Here is an 18,878-nt window from a genome sequence, read left to right as displayed (position 1 = left end):
AATATGTGGCTGAATTTTGCCTTGATACAACCAGTAACAAAAGCAACCTCCTATAGATTCCAATTAAAATAAAAGAAAAAAACACTCTAATTCACGCCAATTTCGTCAATAATATCTGTTGACGGATTTTTTTGTTCTTTAATATCAAAATAAATAAAAACAGAAATGACAATGGATACAATATATAAAATGAATCTAACAAAATAAGAAATTGCAAGAAACCCGAGATATATAGGGTCTGAAAATGAACTTAATACATCAATATTGTCTTCACCATTAAAAATTGATGCTAAATCTGCTGTCTGATATAAACTAGCTGGTAAATCTACGACTACGCCCACGGCCATAACAATTAGTTGCACCACAATTAAAATTCCGAAAGTTTCCCACCAATGGTTTTTTATAAAACTAAAAGAATCACCGATAGCATCAAAAACACCTTTATTCTGAAAAATAACCAAGCAAAAAGATACCGATAAAACAACTCCTAAATAGATACCTGGTAAAACACAAAATAAGGCGCCAAAAAACACGATGACACCCACTGTAAAAAATAGCCTAGCATAAGTCCAAAATTTTTGCTGGATTTCATTTTGTACCTCTTGATAATTTACATCTCCTTTATGCTCTATGTATGATTTTATATACCCTAGAGCCGTAATCGTAATTAAGGCATATGCAATAATATAAGACGATATAAATGCTAAAATAGGCACTAATAAATCTGAAAAATTAAGATTAAATACATCGTAATTAGTATCTTCAGAAAGACTACTCATTAAAGATACTGAAGAAATCATATAATACATTATCGCGCAAATAGCAATTAAAATAGGTATGATTGCTGTTTTTAAAATAGCCCCAAAAAAGGGTTTCCATTCTGTATTTAAAAACTGAAAAGTATCAGAAAGCATCGCGCCTAAATCTCTTTTCTTCTTGAAATTTATAAAATTTTGATCGTCCATTCTATTTGGTATGCGCTAGGCTTTCGCTAATTGTGTTAGAAAATTATCTTCTGCTGTAATTAGGTGATTCTTTTGTAATGGCCACATCATGAGGATGGCTTTCATTAATACCACTTGCAGTAATTCTTACAAATTTACCTGTTTCCTTTAAAGTCTCAATATCTTTTGCACCGCAATAGCCCATTCCCGCTCGCAATCCTCCAATAAACTGGTGAATACTTTCATCTAAATCTCCTTTATAAGGCACGCGTCCTACAATTCCTTCTGGAACTAGCTTTTTAATATCATCTTCAACATCCTGAAAATAACGGTCTTTAGAGCCTTTTTTCATCGCTTCTACAGACCCCATACCTCGGTATGATTTGAATTTTCTTCCTTCGTAAATAATAGTTTCGCCTGGAGATTCTTTTGTACCTGCTAATAATGATCCGAGCATTACACAATCTGCACCCGCTGCAATGGCTTTCGGAATATCGCCTGTATACCGAATTCCACCATCTGCAATTACAGGAACTCCACTACCTTTAATAGCATGTGCTACTTCTAAAACCGCAGAAAATTGTGGAAAACCGACTCCTGCTACCACTCTGGTGGTACAAATAGAACCTGGACCAATTCCTACTTTAACGGCATCAGCACCCGCATCCACTAAAAATCTTGCCGCTTCTGGTGTGGCAATATTACCAACCACTACATCTAAATCTGGGAATTTTGCTTTTACAGCTTTTAAAACCTTTACAACGCCTTCGGTGTGCCCATGAGCAGTGTCTATAATCACAGCATCTACCCCTGCGTTTACCAATGCTTCTGCTCTTTCAACAGCATCATTTGTAACTCCTAAAGCTGCAGCAACTCTTAATCTACCAAAAGTATCTTTATTGGCAATTGGTTTTTGAGTAACCTTTGTAATATCTCTAAAAGTGATTAATCCCTTTAACTTATAGGCATCATCAACAATTAATAATTTTTCTATTTTATTTTTTTGAAGAATTGCTTCTGCTCCTTTTAATGAAGTACCTACCGCAGCTGTAATTAAATTTTTATGCGTCATAACCTCTGTAATCGGTCTGCTATTGTCATGCTCAAAACGCAAATCTCTATTGGTTACAATTCCTTTAAGAATTCCTTGATCATCAACAATAGGAATACCACCAATACTATGCTCTTTCATGTTTCTTTTCGCATCTAAAACAACCGCTGTTAAAGGCAGTGTAACAGGGTCTATAATCATCCCGCTTTCTGCACGCTTTACTTTTCTTACTTCTTGCGCTTGTTGCTCAATCGACATATTTTTGTGCAAAACACCAATACCACCTTCTCTCGCCATAGCGATTGCCAATGCAGCTTCTGTAACTGTATCCATAGCTGCAGAGGCTATTGGCACGTTGATAGTGATATTTCTTGTAAATTTTGTTTGAATACTTACTTCTCTAGGTAGTACTTGAGAAAAGGCTGGGACTAAAAGAACGTCATCATACGTTAAACCTTCTCCTATAATTTTTTGATTGTGTGCTATCATGGTGCAATTAAGATATAATTGCGAACAAATTTAAGACTAATAATTGATTTTTGGGAATATTACTCATTTAATTGATGAAAAATATAATTCAATCTAGGAATCCATTACACTTATTATCGTAATTTTAAATAAAATAACGTTTAGAATACATTATAAAATATAACGAACAAATGCTTTAAATATCATGAAGAATTTAAAGCATTTGCGAGTCTAGGGAATATCACTTTTAAAACTTAGCTAATTTTATCATATTGACTTTGCCAAGAATATTCGCTAAAATTTTTACCTGAACCTCCAAAAAACATAAAAAACATAGCCACTACTCCTTTAAAATAAAACATAAACAACATTAATAAATAACCAAATGAAGGTTCTTTTGGTAGGAAAAAAGGATGTGTTAAAGCAGTAAAAACAATACTCATAATTGTAAGTACTACTAATAAATTTTCGACATTTTTAAAAGACCAATATTTTAATTTTCTAAGCGGATGCAAGTCTGTACCCCATTTGTGTATCAAATAATAGTAGCCATTTCCCATAGGAGCAAATAATAAAGGATCATCTGCTTTTTTTAACTTAAACGCTTCTAAAGGTGCAATAATTTTAAAGCCACCTAAGGTAGTATCGTGTATTTTTTCAACCTCGTGAATCTTGCTAATGGCCTCTGCAGGATATTGCTCTTTAAAATGTTTTGAACTTAAAAAACGTAACCTGTAGTTTGCACAAATACTTTTGATCTGAGAAATATGAAAAATAGCGCTACTATCTATTTTATCAATATTAAAATTATTTACAACTTCATTGCTTGAGGCATTCAACTTTGTTAGCGTTTCTGCCCTTTGAACTTCATCATTTTCTAATATTTTTTTAAATGATGCTAATAATACCTCAGCACTAAAAGTTTTTTCTCTTTGACGTTCTAATTTATTTTGAATATCTATTTTGCTTAGCATTGTTTACAGTTTATGACGTAAAGTTAGACATTAACTTGGTTTTCTAAAAGTAATTTTTTAAATTTTAACTATTTAAAATTGTTTTAAATACTGATTTGAAGTGTACTATAAAAATTTCTAGGAGCAGAAGGTATAATTCCTGGACCTGGATACCCCGTTGCTCTTCTCGTAAAATAACTAGTATCTAAAATATTATTGACACCCGCCTCTAATTTTAAAAATTTGTATTTATAAGATGCAGAAAAATCTAAAATATCGTAGGCTGGTATTTCTCCTGTAACACCACTGATGCTTCCTCCAACTGCATTTGTTGCATCAGAAAACTGACGCGATAAATAGGTATATTGAATACTTGCTAAAAAGTTTTTATAGCCAAATCTTGCTCCTGTTTTAATGTTGATATTCGGAATAAACTCTACTTCATTCCCAACCACCCCATTAATGTCTGATTTTGTATACTCGGATGTGATAAAAGAAGAATTGATAAAATAATTTAAAACATATTCTGAGCTATTTGTAAATAATTTTTTGATATTAAAATCGATTAAGCTCTCAATTCCTAAAATTCGTGCATCTCCAATATTGTCTCTTTCTGCTTTGCCATCTGATCGGGTATAAATATTAATTCTATCGTTATAAAACAACCCAAAAACATTGGCATCATAGGAGAAAAAATTATTGTAATTCCCTCGTATTCCTGCATCTATTGTAAATCCTTTTTCATCGGTAATATCTTCAGAAATTTCAAAAGCAGGGTTTGCGGTGCTAATATCTGAAAAAGTTACGGAACGATAATTTTGAGAAATATTTCCATAAAACTCTGTTGATTTACTTAGTTTGTAACTACTTCCTAATCCTAATAAAACAAAGGTTCGCTCATTGGTATCTTGCTCATCCCTCCTATTTTCATTAATGACATTGCCTGCTGCATCCGTAATAATGTCTTTGATAATTTCATCTCTTTTTGTGTTGATATATTCCAATCTAAAACCGGGTGTTATAGAAATTTTATCATTGATGTAAAAAATATTCTCTCCAAAAAGTGCTGCATTTAAATTTGGGAATCTACTATCTGATTGTCTTGAATAATTGGGAAATTCGTTTATTCTTAATTCAAAATCAGCATCAAAACCATCAGAACCTGGGCCTTGCATATTAGTGTTATTGGCTTTGTAGAATTTAGAACCGATTAAAAACGTTGATTTTATATCAAAAAAAGTATACTTGCTTACCAATCGAGATTCAAAACCGTAATTTTTAAAGGTACCTTTAATTAAATCTCTTTCGCTATTTGCATCTACCTGATTTACTCTATTGGTTCTAAAACCTAAAGCATCTCTTGAGGCATCTAATCCAAAGAAATTAAACGAAAAATTGGTATCCTCAGAAAATTGATGTTCCCATTTTATATTGTACAAAAACCAGTTTACTTGAAACCAGTTTCTTGCCCTATTACTTTGATACGGGTTTTCTGCAAACATTTGATCGGTTAAACCTCCTGCTTGTTGCGCCAAATATTTTAAACCTGTAAATTCTGCAGATAATTTGCTTTTATCATTCATTTGATATCCTAAATATGCAAAAGCATTTTTGGATTCAAATTCAGAATTCGGTCTAAAACCGTCTCCTTTTTTATAATTGATATAGGCATAATAGCTAAACTTACCCTCTGTATCACTGATACTTGTAAAGTTGGTAAATAAACCAAAATTACCCGCCGTATTTCTAAACGTAATCTTGAAATCTTCGGTCGGCTTTTTAGTGATAAAATTTACTAAACCACCAAACTGCGTTCCGTATTGCAAGGATGCTGCACCACGAATTACTTGAATTTCGTCTAAACCTTCTGATGCTGGAGTATAATAACTTTCTGGATACCCCAAAACATCTGCGCTAATGTCGTAGCCATTTTGACGCGTATTAAAATTGGCAGTTCTGTTAGGATCTAAGCCTCTACCCCCAATATTTAACTGCAAACCTGCATCATCATTTTGATAAATGTTTAAACCAGCCACTTGATTAAAAATTTGACGTGCATTATTGGTAGATAACGCTGCTGCTGATTGATTTACCAAAACTACTTCTGTCTTTTTTCCTGCATAAATTGCAGTACCTTCAACATCTTTTAAGCGTTTTAATTCGAAGACTTTTTCTTTTCTGGATCTTATTTGTATTTCTGATAATTCTTCTGTAAAAGAGTTTAAAACAATGGTTGTATTTTGATAATTTTCTGAGGATAACACAACGTTTTTAACCTTATAATTTTCAGTATAAACAACTAAGAGTAATGTTTCTAAATTAGTATTGAATTGAAATTCTCCAGACACATTTGTCTTTGCCAACAAACCACCAGATTCATTATAAATTTCTACCTTATCAATTCCTGTATTTTTCTCAGAAACCACCTTTCCAGATACTTGATACTGGCTGTAAATTACAGTTTGAAACAGACTAAAAATAACAACGAATATCCTAAATTTCATGCTTCTAAATTCCTTTAATTTTTATTGTTGATGAAAACGGAATGATCCATTCTTTATGCTGATATGATTCTTTTTCCTGATATAAATCAATAGTTGAGTCTATAAACTTTGTACTTAATCGCCCATTTAAAGCCACATAACTTTCTGCAAACACTCCAATATTTTGATGCCCTTGACTTTTAAAATGATCGCCTAAATAATGGGCATATTCTAAAATAAAATCAGGTTGAAAACTCATTTGTTTTTCTTGAAATGAGGTTAAAAAATCAGTATTATCGACCATAAAAAAACTTCCTGTTTTTTTATCAACGATTTTAAAGTTGGTACTACCTGCTTTTTCCATTAACATTACACGCCAAGAAAAACGATACCCTTCTTCTGTCCAAAATAATTCGCCTGAATATAGTAGATATCTGAAAGGTACTAAGATTTGAACCGTAAAAAAAATAGCAATAATTGCTAGTGTTATTTTTCTTTTGATTGTTATGAAATGGTCGTTTTTTTTAACTTCAATAGGAGTTCTCGATACAACTTTTCGTGCCTCTAAATCACTCGAACTGACATTCAGGATATATTTTTTAATAAAATCAATTATTTTCTGATGAAAATTGGCATCAAAAAAGATTAAAGTTGCGATAATCATAATAAAAGGAAACATCCCAATAGGGAATAAAACTCTCGTAAATACGTGGAAAAACACCACTAAAATAAAAGCAAAAACACGTGTTCGTTTGTAGAGTAATAAAAACGGAATTGTTAAATCGTACAACATTCCACCCCAACTCATGGCAAAATGAAACCATTCTTGTTGTATTAGGTTTTGTCCAATAAATGGAATGTCATATTTTGATGGCAGCCAAATTTTTAGTGGTTGAGCTCTCAACAACCAATCAGAATTCAGTTTTGCCAAACCCGCATAAAAATAGACAATTCCTAAAAGGAGTTTTATGCTATCTATTGTCCATTTTGGAATGTTCAAATATTCTTTTTTCTGTTGATAAGCATCCAAAGAAAAATACTTATTTGCGGGTAAAAAAATCAATAAAAAACTTACAATCGATATAAAATAATAATGGTTTAAATAGGTGGTTTTATCCATCAATTCTATATAGGTAAATGACAGAAAAAAAATGAGTATTGCCATTCTGTATTTATACCCGATTGCAATACACAAAGCTGCTAAACCACAAATTATAAATAATAGATAGGTGTAAATTCCTAAAGGTTTTACCCACTCAAAACCATCATACGAAAAATGAAATTTTGGCGCAATATATAGTTTTTCAATCCAACCATTTGTCCAAAAACGGATGATACTCATGAACATCATCAAACCAAAACATATGCGAAAAACTGCTAAAGGAGCAGCATTTGTTTGTTGGTTTAGATATTTTTTTAGTAGTATCATTAAAATAAAAACCTGAACATTTTAGCAATTGCTCAATAAATGTTCAAGTTTATTTTTTTATAAAATAATGTTTGTTTTAATCGCCATCTGCATCAACATAATCCACACTAATATTAAATGCTTGTAACATATCCACTTTTAATAAAATGACTGCTTTTTGTAATTCATCACGTGTTTTCAGCATTTGCGAATTATCTGATATAATTTGAGCTGAAAAATCGTCATTTAAAATATTGATTTGTGTTTTGGCTACTTCAAATTGGTTTTCAATGGCAGTTGCCAAATCTTCTCTATTTAGTGCAATTAAATAGTCTTTAAAACCACTTCTATTGGCATTAGCAGTTCCTGAATAATAACCAACAAATACATCTTGCACTGCTGTTAGCGCCTCTAAAGCCAAAATTTTGGAAATATCTTTTCTAAAATACGCTTCTACTTTATCAGGAAAAGGAGTGTTAGAAAAGAATCCTGCAGGAATTCCTATTTTATTTCTTCTTAATCCTTTTTCGTAATAAAAAATGTAGTCATTAATCAATTTATTTACTGAACTGGTAGCAGTATTTTCTGTACTGTTTACAAAAGTATCTCTATTAGCTTTAAACTGCGCAACAACCTCTTTAGTAAGTGTATTCATTTGTTGTAAAACATCAGTCAAATAATTTTTGTAATTGTTGCTATTTGTAGCTGTTGTATATTTTGATAAAATTTCTTCATCTCCAGTTCCTAAACCAAATAACAAATAATCTAAAGCAGGAAAACCTTGTGCATCATGATTGTTTGGACTATTTAAATCATAAGTTCCATTCGTAATATTTTGTTCAACATCTGAAACCGTAAGCGGATAAATATTCATAAAGAAATTAAAACCTAATTCTTCTGCGCTACCAATATTGAACATTTCTATATGTTGCCATGATTTGTAAGCTTCTAACCAAGAACCTCTTAAATCTTCTAAAGTGGTCTGTGTCGGATTGTTAGAAAATGCTGTTCCAACTGAATTTAATGACTCCATTTTGCTAGCAAAATCCTCATAAGAAGGAACAATAATATTGTCTGCAATATGGGTTAACATTACTTTTCTATCGAAATTATCTGCAGTTAGTGGGTCTTCTTCTCCTGATGAAGTACACGCATATATCAGGCATATTGTTAAAAAAAATAATAGAAATCTTTTCATTTTATAGTTTTTATTTATTCTAAATAAAGATACAAAAGTAACAAAAAGCGATCAATTAAAAATCCTTTTTGCCACAATAATTGTTAAAATTAGCTACCAGCTTGTGCTACTGTAAAATTGAATTTAGCAGCAATTGTCTCTGACATTTCATCTAAAGTTGTTGTGGTGATATCCCAAAAACCGTCGCCTTGCATTAAGGTATTTATAAAACCGTCTACTTCTGATTTTGTGAAGTATGGTTCCGTAGAATTAGGTTTTCTTGTAAACTGTAAACTATAAATAAAACCAAAACCTTCGGCTAAATCATGAAAAGCAGATCCTTTATCATTCGCTAAAGTAGCCTTGGCAACTTGTAAATAATAGACAGCTCTTATCCCTATAATTTCAGATATTTTTTCTCTTAAAATTTGTATTTGTGCATCTCTAGCCATGTAATCTTTGTTTACAATTGCAGCCCTACCCAACTTAAAAGCCTCATAAATTTCGTCTGGTATCATTGCGAAATCAGGGTCTCCTTTTAATCTGTTTACATATTTATTTAAATATTGATCTACATTTAAAACTGGCGCTGTAATATCTTGCTCATTACCATATACATAACCAAAAGCGCTATCCCACGCATGCTCCATATTGGTATAATTTTCACCAGGAACTAAAACATCATTAGTATTATCGTTTATATTATTACCGGCATCTAAAACACTAGTGCTTAAGTAATTATTTAGAATCTGATCAACCATTAAAGCGCCAATTAGTCCTTTAACTATTGCTTGATCATATTCTAAGCCTTTTGCATTCACCCATCTTATCGGACCACCACCAGCTTCTTGAAGTTGTCCTGCGACTCCTTGTGCAGCGTTGTTATTCCAATTCGGAAAAACTTCTTCTGCTTGAGCAGTAATCCATGTATCAAAATCGGCTTTAATTTGAATTGCATCCGAAGAATTCATTTCAAAAAAATCTTTTGATGCGGCTGTTTTACTTCTTATGCTCTTAGAAGATGCATTTAATGTGGCATCAGAAAATTTGTTACCTGAGTTTGTAAACATTCCATCTAAATCTGACACTGTTGTTAATGGATTTAATAAAGCTGCTGCTAGTTCATCTCCCATCTGTATTTCTGTAGTTTGATCAGGAAACGCTATGGTAGAGCTTCCGTTTCTTGAAAAGGAGTAGGTATTTGGAACTTCCACAATTAAAGGATTATCTGAAGAACTGCAAGACATTAATGAAGCTACAATTGCAAAGGCTAAAATTACTTTTTTCATTTTTATTAAGATTAATTATAAATAATGTTCGTATTTCGCCACAAAGATAGAACACAAAAGTAATTTTAACAAAACTTATTTAGAATAAATAAAAATAGAAAAGCAAGGTATTGATTTTAAGATATTTAAAAATACATTTTTCTAAAAACGTATTCTTAAAAATGAAATTTCGCAATATAAAATATTCTCAAAAAAGGCTTCGTCATGACTAGCTATAGTAATTGTTTAAATACAATACACATTTTGTAAACTAAATTCAGCTGTCTTAATTTATAAAAAAACGAGTAAATTCCTTGGTTGTTGAAATAAATAATTTCTTGAAACGAACTATACTCGAAGCAGAGCCATAGAGGTAGGTTTCGTTCGTTTTATACGCAATCAAGTTGAGCACAAGCTTTGACCTAAAAAGGTCAAAAAAAAAATTCTATTATTTAGATTCCCGTTTTCACGGGAATGACAATTTCAACGGAAACCCCGAAGCAGAGCATCGAGGAATTCTTTTCGATTAAACCATTTAGAATTTAAATTTTAACGAACTATAGAATTTTATAAATCAGAAAACTATTGCTACTTTTATCGGTATGATAAAATCCTATATTTTTAAAATCGTTCTACTTTTAATTTTTACGACTACTTCTTGTAAATCTCAAAATAGCACTGCCCTTAATCAAAAAACATATACGTTTAAAAAAGGAGATCAAAACGGTATTGGCAAATGGTATTTAGGACGAGAAATTGCCTATGTAATGGGGTATCAAGGAATCAATTGGTTAGAGCGATCTAATAGAGAAAAAGAAGAAAACACCTCGAAACTTATTAAAAATATGGAGATCAAACCAACAGATGTCATTGCTGATATTGGTGCAGGTTCTGGGTATCATACTTTTAAGATGGCTCCTATTGCTAACAAAGGAACCATTTATGCGGTAGACATTCAACCAGAAATGTTACAAGCAATGCTAATCAATAAAAAATATGAAACGAACAAAAACATCGAACTTGTTTTGGGTGATGAAAAAAGCGTAAATCTTCCTGAAAATAAATTTGATAAAGTTTTAATGGTTGACGTGTATCACGAATTTAATTTTCCGAAAGAAATGGTTTTATCGATAAAAAAATCTCTAAAGAAAACAGGAAAAATATATTTAATTGAATATAGAAGTGAAGACCCTTTAATTCCTATTAAAGAAATTCATAAAATGTCTGAAAAACAAGCCATAAAAGAAATGAAGGCTGCTGGTTTTAAACTCGACAAAAACATTGATAATTTACCGATTCAGCATTGCATGGTTTTTGTTAGAAATTAAAACAAAACAAATTCCAAAGCGAGCTCCCATGTAATTAGCTGATAAACTTTTTGTGGTTGTTGACATTTCAAAACATATGAAAAAAGGCTTTTTGTAAACCAAACTTAGTTTTAGAAAACAAGTTACTTGCGAATGCAGTTTCCTTATAACTACATTAGCTAAAAGTTTTTACAAATTTTGTTTGTCTAAAAAAGTCATTTTTTAAATTTTGAATTTTATACAATAACCATTCCTATCCCTGTATACTTCTATAAAAAGAGAAATTTAGCGTAGGAAAGAAATCATTCCAGAAGTTTCACAAAAGTAATACAAAAAGATTCAATTTTGCCTTCGACCTGTTTTAAACCTTAACATGAGATATATTCATTCATAATTGATTTCATTTTTACTAGGAATAATTCAGTATCTTTCCATCAAATAAAAAAATCATTTTACTACTTTGAAGCCCACATAGCTAAAAACAACTAAATAGTTTTTTCAACAAAAAACATTCAATTTGAAAGCACCTATTTTTCTGATTTTAGGCGCTAGAGCTCCCATCGCTTTAGAACTGTCTCGCAGCTTTCATGCGCAAGGTTTAAAAGTAATCCTTGCAGATTCTCTAAGATTTCCAATTGGTCGTTGGTCAAATAGTATTGCACACTTTGAGCGACTCCCAAAGGCGAGACAAAACACAATGGAATTTGTGGAAACCATTTCAAAACTAATCATAAAATACTCAATTACGGATATAATACCTTGCTGTGAAGAAGTATTTTACATTGCCAAACATAAGAATAATTGGAATTGTAAAGTGTGGACATCTGATATAAAACTTATGAATTTATTGCATAATAAGGAAACTTTTGCAAGAGAATTCAAAGACTTTTTAACCATACCAGAAACCATTTCCTTAGAGAAATTTTCAAATTGGTCGCAAAGTGATACCTATGTTTTTAAACCCAAATATTCGCGTTTTGCAAGTAGTACAATTTTAAACACTTTGATACATTCTAATACCATAAATGATCCTGAAAATTGGATTGCTCAAAAAAAAGTAACCGGAATAGAGGTCTGCGTTTACACTATTTGGGATTCTGGAAAATTAAAAGGCTATTCTTGCTATGTACCTTTATACCGAGTAAAAAAAGGAGCGGCTATTTACTTTGAACATTTTGAAAACAGCCAACTAAAAGAAAAAATTAAGAAATTTGGCGAGTATTACCTATACAGCGGTCAACTAAGTTTTGATGTCATTATTTCTGATAACACCTTTTGGTTTCTAGAGTGCAACCCCAGAGGTACTAGTGGAGCTCATTTATTGCGTCACAGTTTAGCTGGTTCCTTTTATAATGATGTTGTAAACACAATCACAGACAAAAATGATTACATGTTAACAAGTGTTCTTTTGTTTACAAAACCATTCGTATTTCTTTCCAAAAAAGTTCAAAGTGCCAAAGGAGTTATTTTTAGTTGGCAAGACCCTGTACCTTCTTTTTTACAACTTATTAGTGTGCTAGAATTAATCTATATTAAATTATCAAAAGGTATTAGTTTAACACAAGCAACTACTTATGATATTGAATGGAACGGGCATGAAGATTAGATGGGCTAAACAAGAAGAATTAACGGGCATAGTACGTGATTTCAGTAAAATGATTGCACACAATTCGCAATTGCTCATTGAAAACGTACGCACAGAATATAGAGTACTTCGCGTGGGTAAAGAAGTGTTTTTCCCTGTTACCATAAACCATACAGAATGGGAGAACTCTTTTGTTTGTGCACCTTACGCCGCTTATACAGCCTATGCCAAAGAAGAAATTAAATGGAACATCAATCATAAAACAGTACGTGCTATTTTAATTCTTCTTGTCAATGCAATCTCAGGTTGGTTAAAAAGAGGCATGCTCAACAAAAATGTGCATGTGAATAATTTTCTCATGACTACCAACCCATATCCAGAATGGAACGGGAAAGAAATTGCCGAAATCACATCTTTTATAAAAACCCAATACCCTCAACACGCTATTATTTTTAGATCCTTAAATGACTATCAGCACAGACACTTATTACAATTATTTCAAAAAAATAAGTATGAAAACGTGGGTAGCAGACAAGTGTATATTTTCGATCTTACCAAAAAAGCTTGGCTTAAGCATCGCAATAATAAACATGATAACAAGCTAATTGAGAAAAAAGGGCTGCATTTTATCAATCATCAAGAAATGAAAGCTTACCTTCCCCAAGCACTTGAACTCTATCGCGACTTGTACTTAAAAAAATATTCTGTATTAAATCCGCAACTCACATTAAAATATTTTAAAGAAGTTCATCAAACAGGAATTATTAATTTTCATGGCTACATCGACAAAAACAAAATATTGAAAGCATTTTCAGGGCAATTTACACTTGATAAAACCATCACCTCTCCCATTGTTGGGTATGATGTTAGTGCTCCCCAAAAAGAGGGTTTATATATTCATGCAGCACAGTTGGCTCTTTTGAATAAGTTCGATCAAGGACTTTTACTGAATTTAAGTTCGGGTGCTCCCAGTTTTAAAAGAATGAGAGGTGGGCAAGCTTCGATCGAATATTCAGCTATTTATCTAAAGCACTTACCTTTAAAAAGACGTTTACCTTGGAAAGTTTTACAATTTATTTCTAATAAAATTGGCGTTCCCCTCATTAAAAAGTATAAATTATAAGGATACAAAAGAGTTCTATGAATACACAACCCCAATGGTACCCGATTGCAATTCTAAAAAAATTGAGTGCAAAACCTAAGTGTTTTATGTTCTTTGAGCAACCTATTGTTGTGTATAAAGGAGAACAAGGATGGATTGCACAGAAAGACTGCTGTCCGCATAGAAATTACCCTTTATCGAAAGGCAAAATCGTTCGAGGAAAATTGCAGTGTGGTTATCATGGTTGGCAGTTTGATTACACGGGGAACGTTACAAACATACCAGGACTAAAAAAACAATACAAAGAAAAAACCTGCATTCTTACAACCTATAGTACTCATGAGCACAATGGATTACTTTGGGTTTGTTTGGCTCATAACAGCCCTTTTTATTTGAAATCTAAGCCATTACCCGATAGAAAAATATTTTCTTACCAGACCATCATTATTGGTAAAACTGCCGATATTTTAGAAAATTTTTTAGATCCTATGCACACTTCATTTCTGCACAACGGACTTATAAGAAGTGCTGCTAAACCCCATAAAACAACTGCGGAAGTGCGGGCTATACCTCACGGGGTAGAAATAAAATATACCGAAGAATCGCACCAATCAGGTATTATAGGAACTATGTTTGGCCGATTTATTACCCATAGTTATGGCAGACTGTCTGATGGCAATATCATTGATCTTGAATTCTATTCAAAGAAAGGTTTAGAAATGACCAATCGTTTTATCATTGTGCCTGGAAAAGGCAACGAAAACTATTTCTTTTCTCAAATTACTGCAAGCAAAAGATGGGTTCCGCCATGGCTTAAAGTTTGGATAGTAAGTCCTTTATTTCTGTTGGCGCTTCGTCAAGATAAAAAAGCAATCAAACATCAATTTAACAATAACCTTCTTTTTCAATCTCCCAAAATTAAAAACACCTATTTAGATCTTATGAGACCATACATAGACAGAATGCTCGCCGGAGAAGCATGGAGTGTAATCGAAAAAGATTTAGAACTTTATATCTAAAACTATGCATATATTACTCACAGGAGCCACTGGTTTTTTAGGTTGGCGAACCTTAGAGGTTTTGGTTCAAGATCCGACCATAAAACACATCACTGCATCGGGCAGAACTTTAAAACCAACCCATACTATTCGGCATGAAAAAGTAACGTATGTTTTGGGTGATTTAGAAAACAAATCTTTCGTTGATGAACTCTTTGAGAAAATTGATTGCGTTATTCATGCTGCTGCACTATCATCACCATGGGGTGATAAAAAGCAATTTGAAAGTGCCAATGTAAAGACACAAATAAATTTGATTGAAAATGCAAAAAAACATGGAGTTAAGCGCTTTATTTTTATTTCAACACCGAGTCTGTATTTCGAATATAAAGATGCTTTTAATGTAAAAGAAGAAGATCCACTGCCTAAAAAATTTGTCAATGAATATGCAAAAACCAAGCGAAAAGCCGAATTACTTTTAATCGATTCTGGTATACCTTTTATAATTTTAAGACCTCGAGCACTTATTGGCCGAGGCGATACGGTAATCATGCCAAGGCTGATAAAAGCGAATACCGAAGGAAAGTTAAAAATCATTGGAAATGGTAAGAACATGGCAGACCTTACTTCAGTAGAGAATGCCGCAAATGCAATTGTATTAGCCGTTAAAGCTAAAGGTGCTGCTGTGAATGAAATCTATCATATCACAAACGGAAAACCAATAATGCTATGGAAAGTCATCCGTGATGTACTGCAACAATTAGGCAAAAAGCCACCCGTTAAAAAAGTACCTTTTAAAATCGTAAAAACACTTGCTAAACTGCTAGAATTAAAATCAAGGATAACAAACAGTTCCGAGCCCACATTAACACAATATGGCGTAGGAACTTTAGCTATCTCTATGACCTTAGATATTTCAAAAGCAAAAAACTTATTGGGGTATGAACCAAAAGTAACAACCAAAGAAGCCATTCATGAATTCGTAAAATGGACCCAGCAAGATGAACAATAGTAAAATGTATTTAGGTTACGCAGGATATTGTTTGTCTAAAGAGCATCATGCCATTTCTGGAGGGCGCAAAAAAGACATTGTTTTTAATGCATTGTGGGGCTTGATTGAACACCCAAATGAAGGCTATATTTTGTATGACACCGGATATTCTAAGCGGTTTTACAAAGCAACAAAACACTATCCTGATAAAATTTATGCACAAATAACAAAAGTTTTCATTACAGCGAATGAAGAAGTACAAGCGCAATTGAAAGCGGCTGGAATTGCTTCAGAAAGTATCAAACATATTGTGATAAGTCATTTTCATGCCGATCATATCGGAGGTCTTAAAGATTTTCCGAATGCCACCTTTCATGCCTCCCAAGAAGCAGTAGAGCAATTCAATAAAATTCCTAAAATTCTTGGCTTTACGAAAGGAATTCTTAAGGAATTAGTCCCAGATAATTTTATGGAAAGGATTTCATTGGTTAATGACAAGACTAAGGTTAAATTGCCAATCTTAGGAGAATGCTTCGATGTATTTGGAGATGGACATCTTATAACAGTTCCTTTAACCGGTCATGCTGCTGGGCAAATTGGGTTGTTAGTAGCTACCGCTAAACGCTCTTATTTTTTAATTGCGGATAGTTGTTGGTTGCAAGAATCTTATAAAAAAGGGGTACTTCCCTCATCCATGGTTCGGCTATTCTTTTATTCATGGAAGCAATTTAAATCAAGCTTAAAAAAGATTACAGATTATCATCTTAACCACCCAGAAACCATTATTGTTCCCACCCATTGTGAGAAAACTACAAACCCATTGGTGCAATCAAAAATCAACATGAATGACCTTTAAAACTCAAATTTTATTTGCACTAATTCGGATAAGAATAAGCAAATGGTTGTTTGCAAATAAGCCGCATAAATTGCAACAAAAACGGTGGAAAAAAATGCAACAAAATCTATTAAAATCTCCTTTTTATAAAGAAAAAGTTCTCAAAAAAATCCCTTTGGAAAACTACCCCATCATGAATAAAGCAAAATTTATGGCAAATTTTAATGAGATAAACACCCAAGGCATCTCTTTAAAAGAAGCCATGGATGTAGCCTCTAAAGCAGAACATTTACGTAATTTTTCACCTACCATAAAGGGTATTACAGTGGGTTTATCATCGGGCACCAGCGGTAATAGAAGTATATTTATGGCCAGTCAGAAAGAGCGTGCCTATTGGGTAGCTTGTGTTCTTGATCGGGTCATTGGAATCTCAACAAAAAAAACGAACATCGCTTTCTTTCTAAGAGCAAATAGTAATTTATACAGCTCCGTAAAATCAAAACGAATACATTTTGAGTTTTTTGACATTTTAAAACAATTACAGCTTTACATACCTCAGTTACATAATTTGCAGCCTACCATTTTGGTTGCACAACCTAGTGTGCTCATGGAACTTGCTTCTTTTATAGAAAACGGTAGCTTATCGATTACACCCCTAAAAGTTATTTCTGTAGCCGAAGTATTAGAACCTGAAGATGCTGAATACCTACAAAGTGTTTTTCGTCAAAAAATACATCAGGTGTATCAATGCACCGAGGGGATGCTTGCTACCACCTGCCAATATGGCCATCTGCACTTTAATGAAGACTTTCTTATCATTGAAAAAAAATATATTGATGCAGAAAAAAAACGTTTTCATCCCATTATTACAGATCTGTTCCGAACCACGCAACCCATCATTCGCTATGAACTCAATGATATTTTACATGAAAAATCTGCTTGCGCTTGTGGAAGTAAATTTCAAGTAATACATAAAATTGAAGGCAGATCTGATGATGTTCTCTCTTTTACATCCTACCAAAATAAACAAATAAAAGTATATCCAGATTTCATAAGACGAGAAATAATTGGCGCTCATGCGCTTATTACAAATTACACGGTTGTGCAAAAAAACGAGTCCTTACTAGAACTGTTTATAGGAGAAAGTGCCTACTACGAATTGGCAAAAAATAAACTGCAAATGTTTTTAAAAGCACAAGGAATTTATGAGGTTGAAATTCAGCGTGCTTTCAAAAAAAATTATTCACAAGGCAATAAATTTAGAAGAATACAAAATGAGTGGACTAAAAGTTAAAATTGAAGGAACCGGTGTTTATCTGCCAAAAGTAGTCTCTTCAGGAGAAATAGAAACTAAAAACGGCATCCCGCTAGGCTGGAGTCTAAAATATTCTGGGGTACAGAATCGGCATCATGTAACCGATGAAACCAACGGATATATGGGCGCTCGGGCAGCGGAAGATGCCATGAAAGCGGCAGGTATTTCCTTAGAAAATATTGACATGCTAATTTCTGCAGGAGGCACTTATGACTATCCTTTGCCCAACCAAGCCAGTATCATAAAACATGCGCTAACACGTGGTGATGATTTTGATTTCCCTGCCATAGACATTGATAGCACTTGTTTAAGTTTTGTAACCGCGATGGAGATTGCCTCTAGAATTTTAGACGGGAAAATTTATAAACGAATCCTAATTGTTTCTTCAGAGATTGCTTCAAAAGGCTTAGACCCGACAAACTGGGAAACGGTTACCTTATTTGGTGATGGCGCTGCTGCCGCTGTTCTAGCATACGATCCAACAGGCAACTCTACTGTGTTGAAAAGCCAGCAAAAAACATTCTCGGAAGGTGCTTATTATTCGATTATTAGAGGTGGTGGCAGTGTTCATTTTTATGAAGATTTACCACATGACAAAGCCTTATATTCTTTTAAAATGGATGGTAAAAAACTGCTAAAGCTTGCCAAATATAAAATTTCACCATTTGTAAACACTTTTTTTAGCGATATAGACAGCTCCATGGAAGATATAGATCTAGTCATTCCGCATCAAGCTTCTCGAGCGGGTTTAGCAATGATGAAAAGAGCAAAGTTATTTCCTAAAGCACAAATTATAGACAATCTTTATAAAAATGGCAATTGTATTGCTGCTTCCATTCCGATGGCGCTTCATGATGCGATTCAACAAAAAAAACTAAAAAGAGGTCAAACTTGCTTTTTGATCGGAACTTCTGCTGGTTTCTCTATTGGCGCAATATTGTTTACCTATTAATAGCTTTTAATAGCAGACAAGAGTCCACTAAATATGTCATA

Annotated in this window: 15 protein-coding genes and 1 pseudogene; 8 read left to right on the top strand and 8 right to left on the bottom strand. The window is 32.9% G+C overall.

Annotation, left to right across the window (positions count from 1 at the left end):
- Positions 1 to 86: 86 nt before the first annotated feature.
- The 7 genes from K8354_RS05240 to K8354_RS05210 form a co-directional block, all read right to left on the bottom strand.
- Positions 87 to 965, bottom strand: coding sequence for a hypothetical protein (locus K8354_RS05240; RefSeq protein WP_223446000.1), 879 nt, complete (start codon positions 963 to 965; stop codon positions 87 to 89).
- A gap of 43 nt (positions 966 to 1,008) precedes the next feature.
- A complete protein-coding gene (gene guaB / locus K8354_RS05235) occupies positions 1,009 to 2,484 on the bottom strand; it encodes an IMP dehydrogenase (protein WP_223445997.1) in 1,476 nt (491 codons plus the stop codon).
- Positions 2,485 to 2,717: 233 nt separating this feature from the next.
- The gene (locus K8354_RS05230) at positions 2,718 to 3,437 is read right to left on the bottom strand and encodes a hypothetical protein (RefSeq protein ID WP_223445995.1); all 720 of its coding nucleotides are present in this window, start codon (positions 3,435 to 3,437) and stop codon (positions 2,718 to 2,720) included.
- Positions 3,438 to 3,520: 83 nt separating this feature from the next.
- Entirely contained in the window at positions 3,521 to 5,920 is a 2,400-nt protein-coding gene (locus K8354_RS05225) for a TonB-dependent receptor family protein (RefSeq protein ID WP_223445993.1), read from the bottom strand.
- 4 nt (positions 5,921 to 5,924) lie between these two features.
- A complete protein-coding gene (locus tag K8354_RS05220; RefSeq protein ID WP_223445991.1) occupies positions 5,925 to 7,328 on the bottom strand; it encodes an HTTM domain-containing protein in 1,404 nt (467 codons plus the stop codon).
- 76 nt (positions 7,329 to 7,404) lie between these two features.
- Positions 7,405 to 8,505, bottom strand: coding sequence for an imelysin family protein (locus K8354_RS05215; RefSeq protein WP_223445989.1), 1,101 nt, complete (start codon positions 8,503 to 8,505; stop codon positions 7,405 to 7,407).
- A gap of 89 nt (positions 8,506 to 8,594) precedes the next feature.
- Entirely contained in the window at positions 8,595 to 9,773 is a 1,179-nt protein-coding gene (locus K8354_RS05210; RefSeq protein WP_223445987.1) for a DUF4856 domain-containing protein, read from the bottom strand.
- 581 nt (positions 9,774 to 10,354) lie between these two features.
- On the opposite strand from K8354_RS05210, the gene K8354_RS05205 reads away from it, so the two are divergent.
- Positions 10,355 to 11,080 (top strand): class I SAM-dependent methyltransferase, encoded by a 726-nt coding sequence (locus tag K8354_RS05205; RefSeq protein ID WP_223445985.1) that lies wholly within the window; start codon positions 10,355 to 10,357, stop codon positions 11,078 to 11,080.
- Between the two features lie 9 nt (positions 11,081 to 11,089).
- On the opposite strand, the pseudogene K8354_RS05200 reads toward K8354_RS05205, so the two are convergent.
- A pseudogene (locus tag K8354_RS05200) lies at positions 11,090 to 11,234 on the bottom strand (IS1595 family transposase); the annotation flags it as partial.
- A gap of 342 nt (positions 11,235 to 11,576) precedes the next feature.
- On the opposite strand from K8354_RS05200, the gene K8354_RS05195 reads away from it, so the two are divergent.
- Genes K8354_RS05195 through K8354_RS05165 form a run of 7 tightly spaced genes read left to right on the top strand, consistent with a single transcriptional unit; the run spans position 11,577 to position 18,837 of the window.
- The gene (locus K8354_RS05195) at positions 11,577 to 12,665 is read left to right on the top strand and encodes an ATP-grasp domain-containing protein (RefSeq protein WP_223445982.1); all 1,089 of its coding nucleotides are present in this window, start codon (positions 11,577 to 11,579) and stop codon (positions 12,663 to 12,665) included.
- Positions 12,655 to 13,767: a hypothetical protein gene (locus K8354_RS05190; RefSeq protein ID WP_223445980.1), complete on the top strand. Its 1,113-nt coding sequence runs from the start codon at positions 12,655 to 12,657 to the stop codon at positions 13,765 to 13,767. The genes K8354_RS05195 and K8354_RS05190 overlap by 11 nt, the downstream gene beginning before the upstream one ends.
- 17 nt (positions 13,768 to 13,784) lie before the next feature.
- Positions 13,785 to 14,765, top strand: a complete 981-nt coding sequence (locus K8354_RS05185; RefSeq protein WP_223445978.1) for a Rieske 2Fe-2S domain-containing protein — start codon at positions 13,785 to 13,787, stop codon at positions 14,763 to 14,765.
- 4 nt (positions 14,766 to 14,769) lie between these two features.
- Positions 14,770 to 15,756, top strand: coding sequence for an NAD-dependent epimerase/dehydratase family protein (locus K8354_RS05180; RefSeq protein ID WP_223445976.1), 987 nt, complete (start codon positions 14,770 to 14,772; stop codon positions 15,754 to 15,756).
- Positions 15,746 to 16,591 (top strand): MBL fold metallo-hydrolase, encoded by an 846-nt coding sequence (locus K8354_RS05175; RefSeq protein WP_223445974.1) that lies wholly within the window; start codon positions 15,746 to 15,748, stop codon positions 16,589 to 16,591. Before K8354_RS05180 ends, K8354_RS05175 begins: the two co-directional genes overlap by 11 nt.
- Positions 16,581 to 17,864, top strand: coding sequence for a F390 synthetase-related protein (locus K8354_RS05170; RefSeq protein WP_223445971.1), 1,284 nt, complete (start codon positions 16,581 to 16,583; stop codon positions 17,862 to 17,864). The genes K8354_RS05175 and K8354_RS05170 overlap by 11 nt, the downstream gene beginning before the upstream one ends.
- A complete protein-coding gene (locus K8354_RS05165; protein ID WP_223445968.1) occupies positions 17,845 to 18,837 on the top strand; it encodes a 3-oxoacyl-[acyl-carrier-protein] synthase III C-terminal domain-containing protein in 993 nt (330 codons plus the stop codon). Before K8354_RS05170 ends, K8354_RS05165 begins: the two co-directional genes overlap by 20 nt.
- Positions 18,838 to 18,878: the final 41 nt, after the last annotated feature.

It is taken from the genome of Polaribacter litorisediminis (assembly GCF_019968605.1).
Taxonomy (GTDB): domain Bacteria; phylum Bacteroidota; class Bacteroidia; order Flavobacteriales; family Flavobacteriaceae; genus Polaribacter; species Polaribacter litorisediminis.
The sequence above is the reverse complement of the archived record's forward strand: the minus strand, read 5'-3'. Positions and strand labels throughout refer to the sequence as shown.

Excerpts from the sequence above, each read along its gene's own strand:
- K8354_RS05240 (WP_223446000.1), bottom strand. The coding sequence starts at position 965 with ATGGACGATCAAAATTTTATAAATTTCAAGAAGAAAAGAGATTTAGGC.
- guaB (WP_223445997.1), bottom strand. The coding sequence starts at position 2,484 with ATGATAGCACACAATCAAAAAATTATAGGAGAAGGTTTAACGTATGAT.
- K8354_RS05230 (WP_223445995.1), bottom strand. The coding sequence starts at position 3,437 with ATGCTAAGCAAAATAGATATTCAAAATAAATTAGAACGTCAAAGAGAA.
- K8354_RS05225 (WP_223445993.1), bottom strand. The coding sequence starts at position 5,920 with ATGAAATTTAGGATATTCGTTGTTATTTTTAGTCTGTTTCAAACTGTA.
- K8354_RS05220 (WP_223445991.1), bottom strand. The coding sequence starts at position 7,328 with ATGATACTACTAAAAAAATATCTAAACCAACAAACAAATGCTGCTCCT.
- K8354_RS05215 (WP_223445989.1), bottom strand. The coding sequence starts at position 8,505 with ATGAAAAGATTTCTATTATTTTTTTTAACAATATGCCTGATATATGCG.
- K8354_RS05210 (WP_223445987.1), bottom strand. The coding sequence starts at position 9,773 with ATGAAAAAAGTAATTTTAGCCTTTGCAATTGTAGCTTCATTAATGTCT.
- K8354_RS05205 (WP_223445985.1), top strand. The coding sequence starts at position 10,355 with ATGATAAAATCCTATATTTTTAAAATCGTTCTACTTTTAATTTTTACG.
- K8354_RS05190 (WP_223445980.1), top strand. The coding sequence starts at position 12,655 with ATGAAGATTAGATGGGCTAAACAAGAAGAATTAACGGGCATAGTACGT.
- K8354_RS05185 (WP_223445978.1), top strand. The coding sequence starts at position 13,785 with ATGAATACACAACCCCAATGGTACCCGATTGCAATTCTAAAAAAATTG.
- K8354_RS05180 (WP_223445976.1), top strand. The coding sequence starts at position 14,770 with ATGCATATATTACTCACAGGAGCCACTGGTTTTTTAGGTTGGCGAACC.
- K8354_RS05175 (WP_223445974.1), top strand. The coding sequence starts at position 15,746 with ATGAACAATAGTAAAATGTATTTAGGTTACGCAGGATATTGTTTGTCT.
- K8354_RS05170 (WP_223445971.1), top strand. The coding sequence starts at position 16,581 with ATGACCTTTAAAACTCAAATTTTATTTGCACTAATTCGGATAAGAATA.
- K8354_RS05165 (WP_223445968.1), top strand. The coding sequence starts at position 17,845 with ATGAGTGGACTAAAAGTTAAAATTGAAGGAACCGGTGTTTATCTGCCA.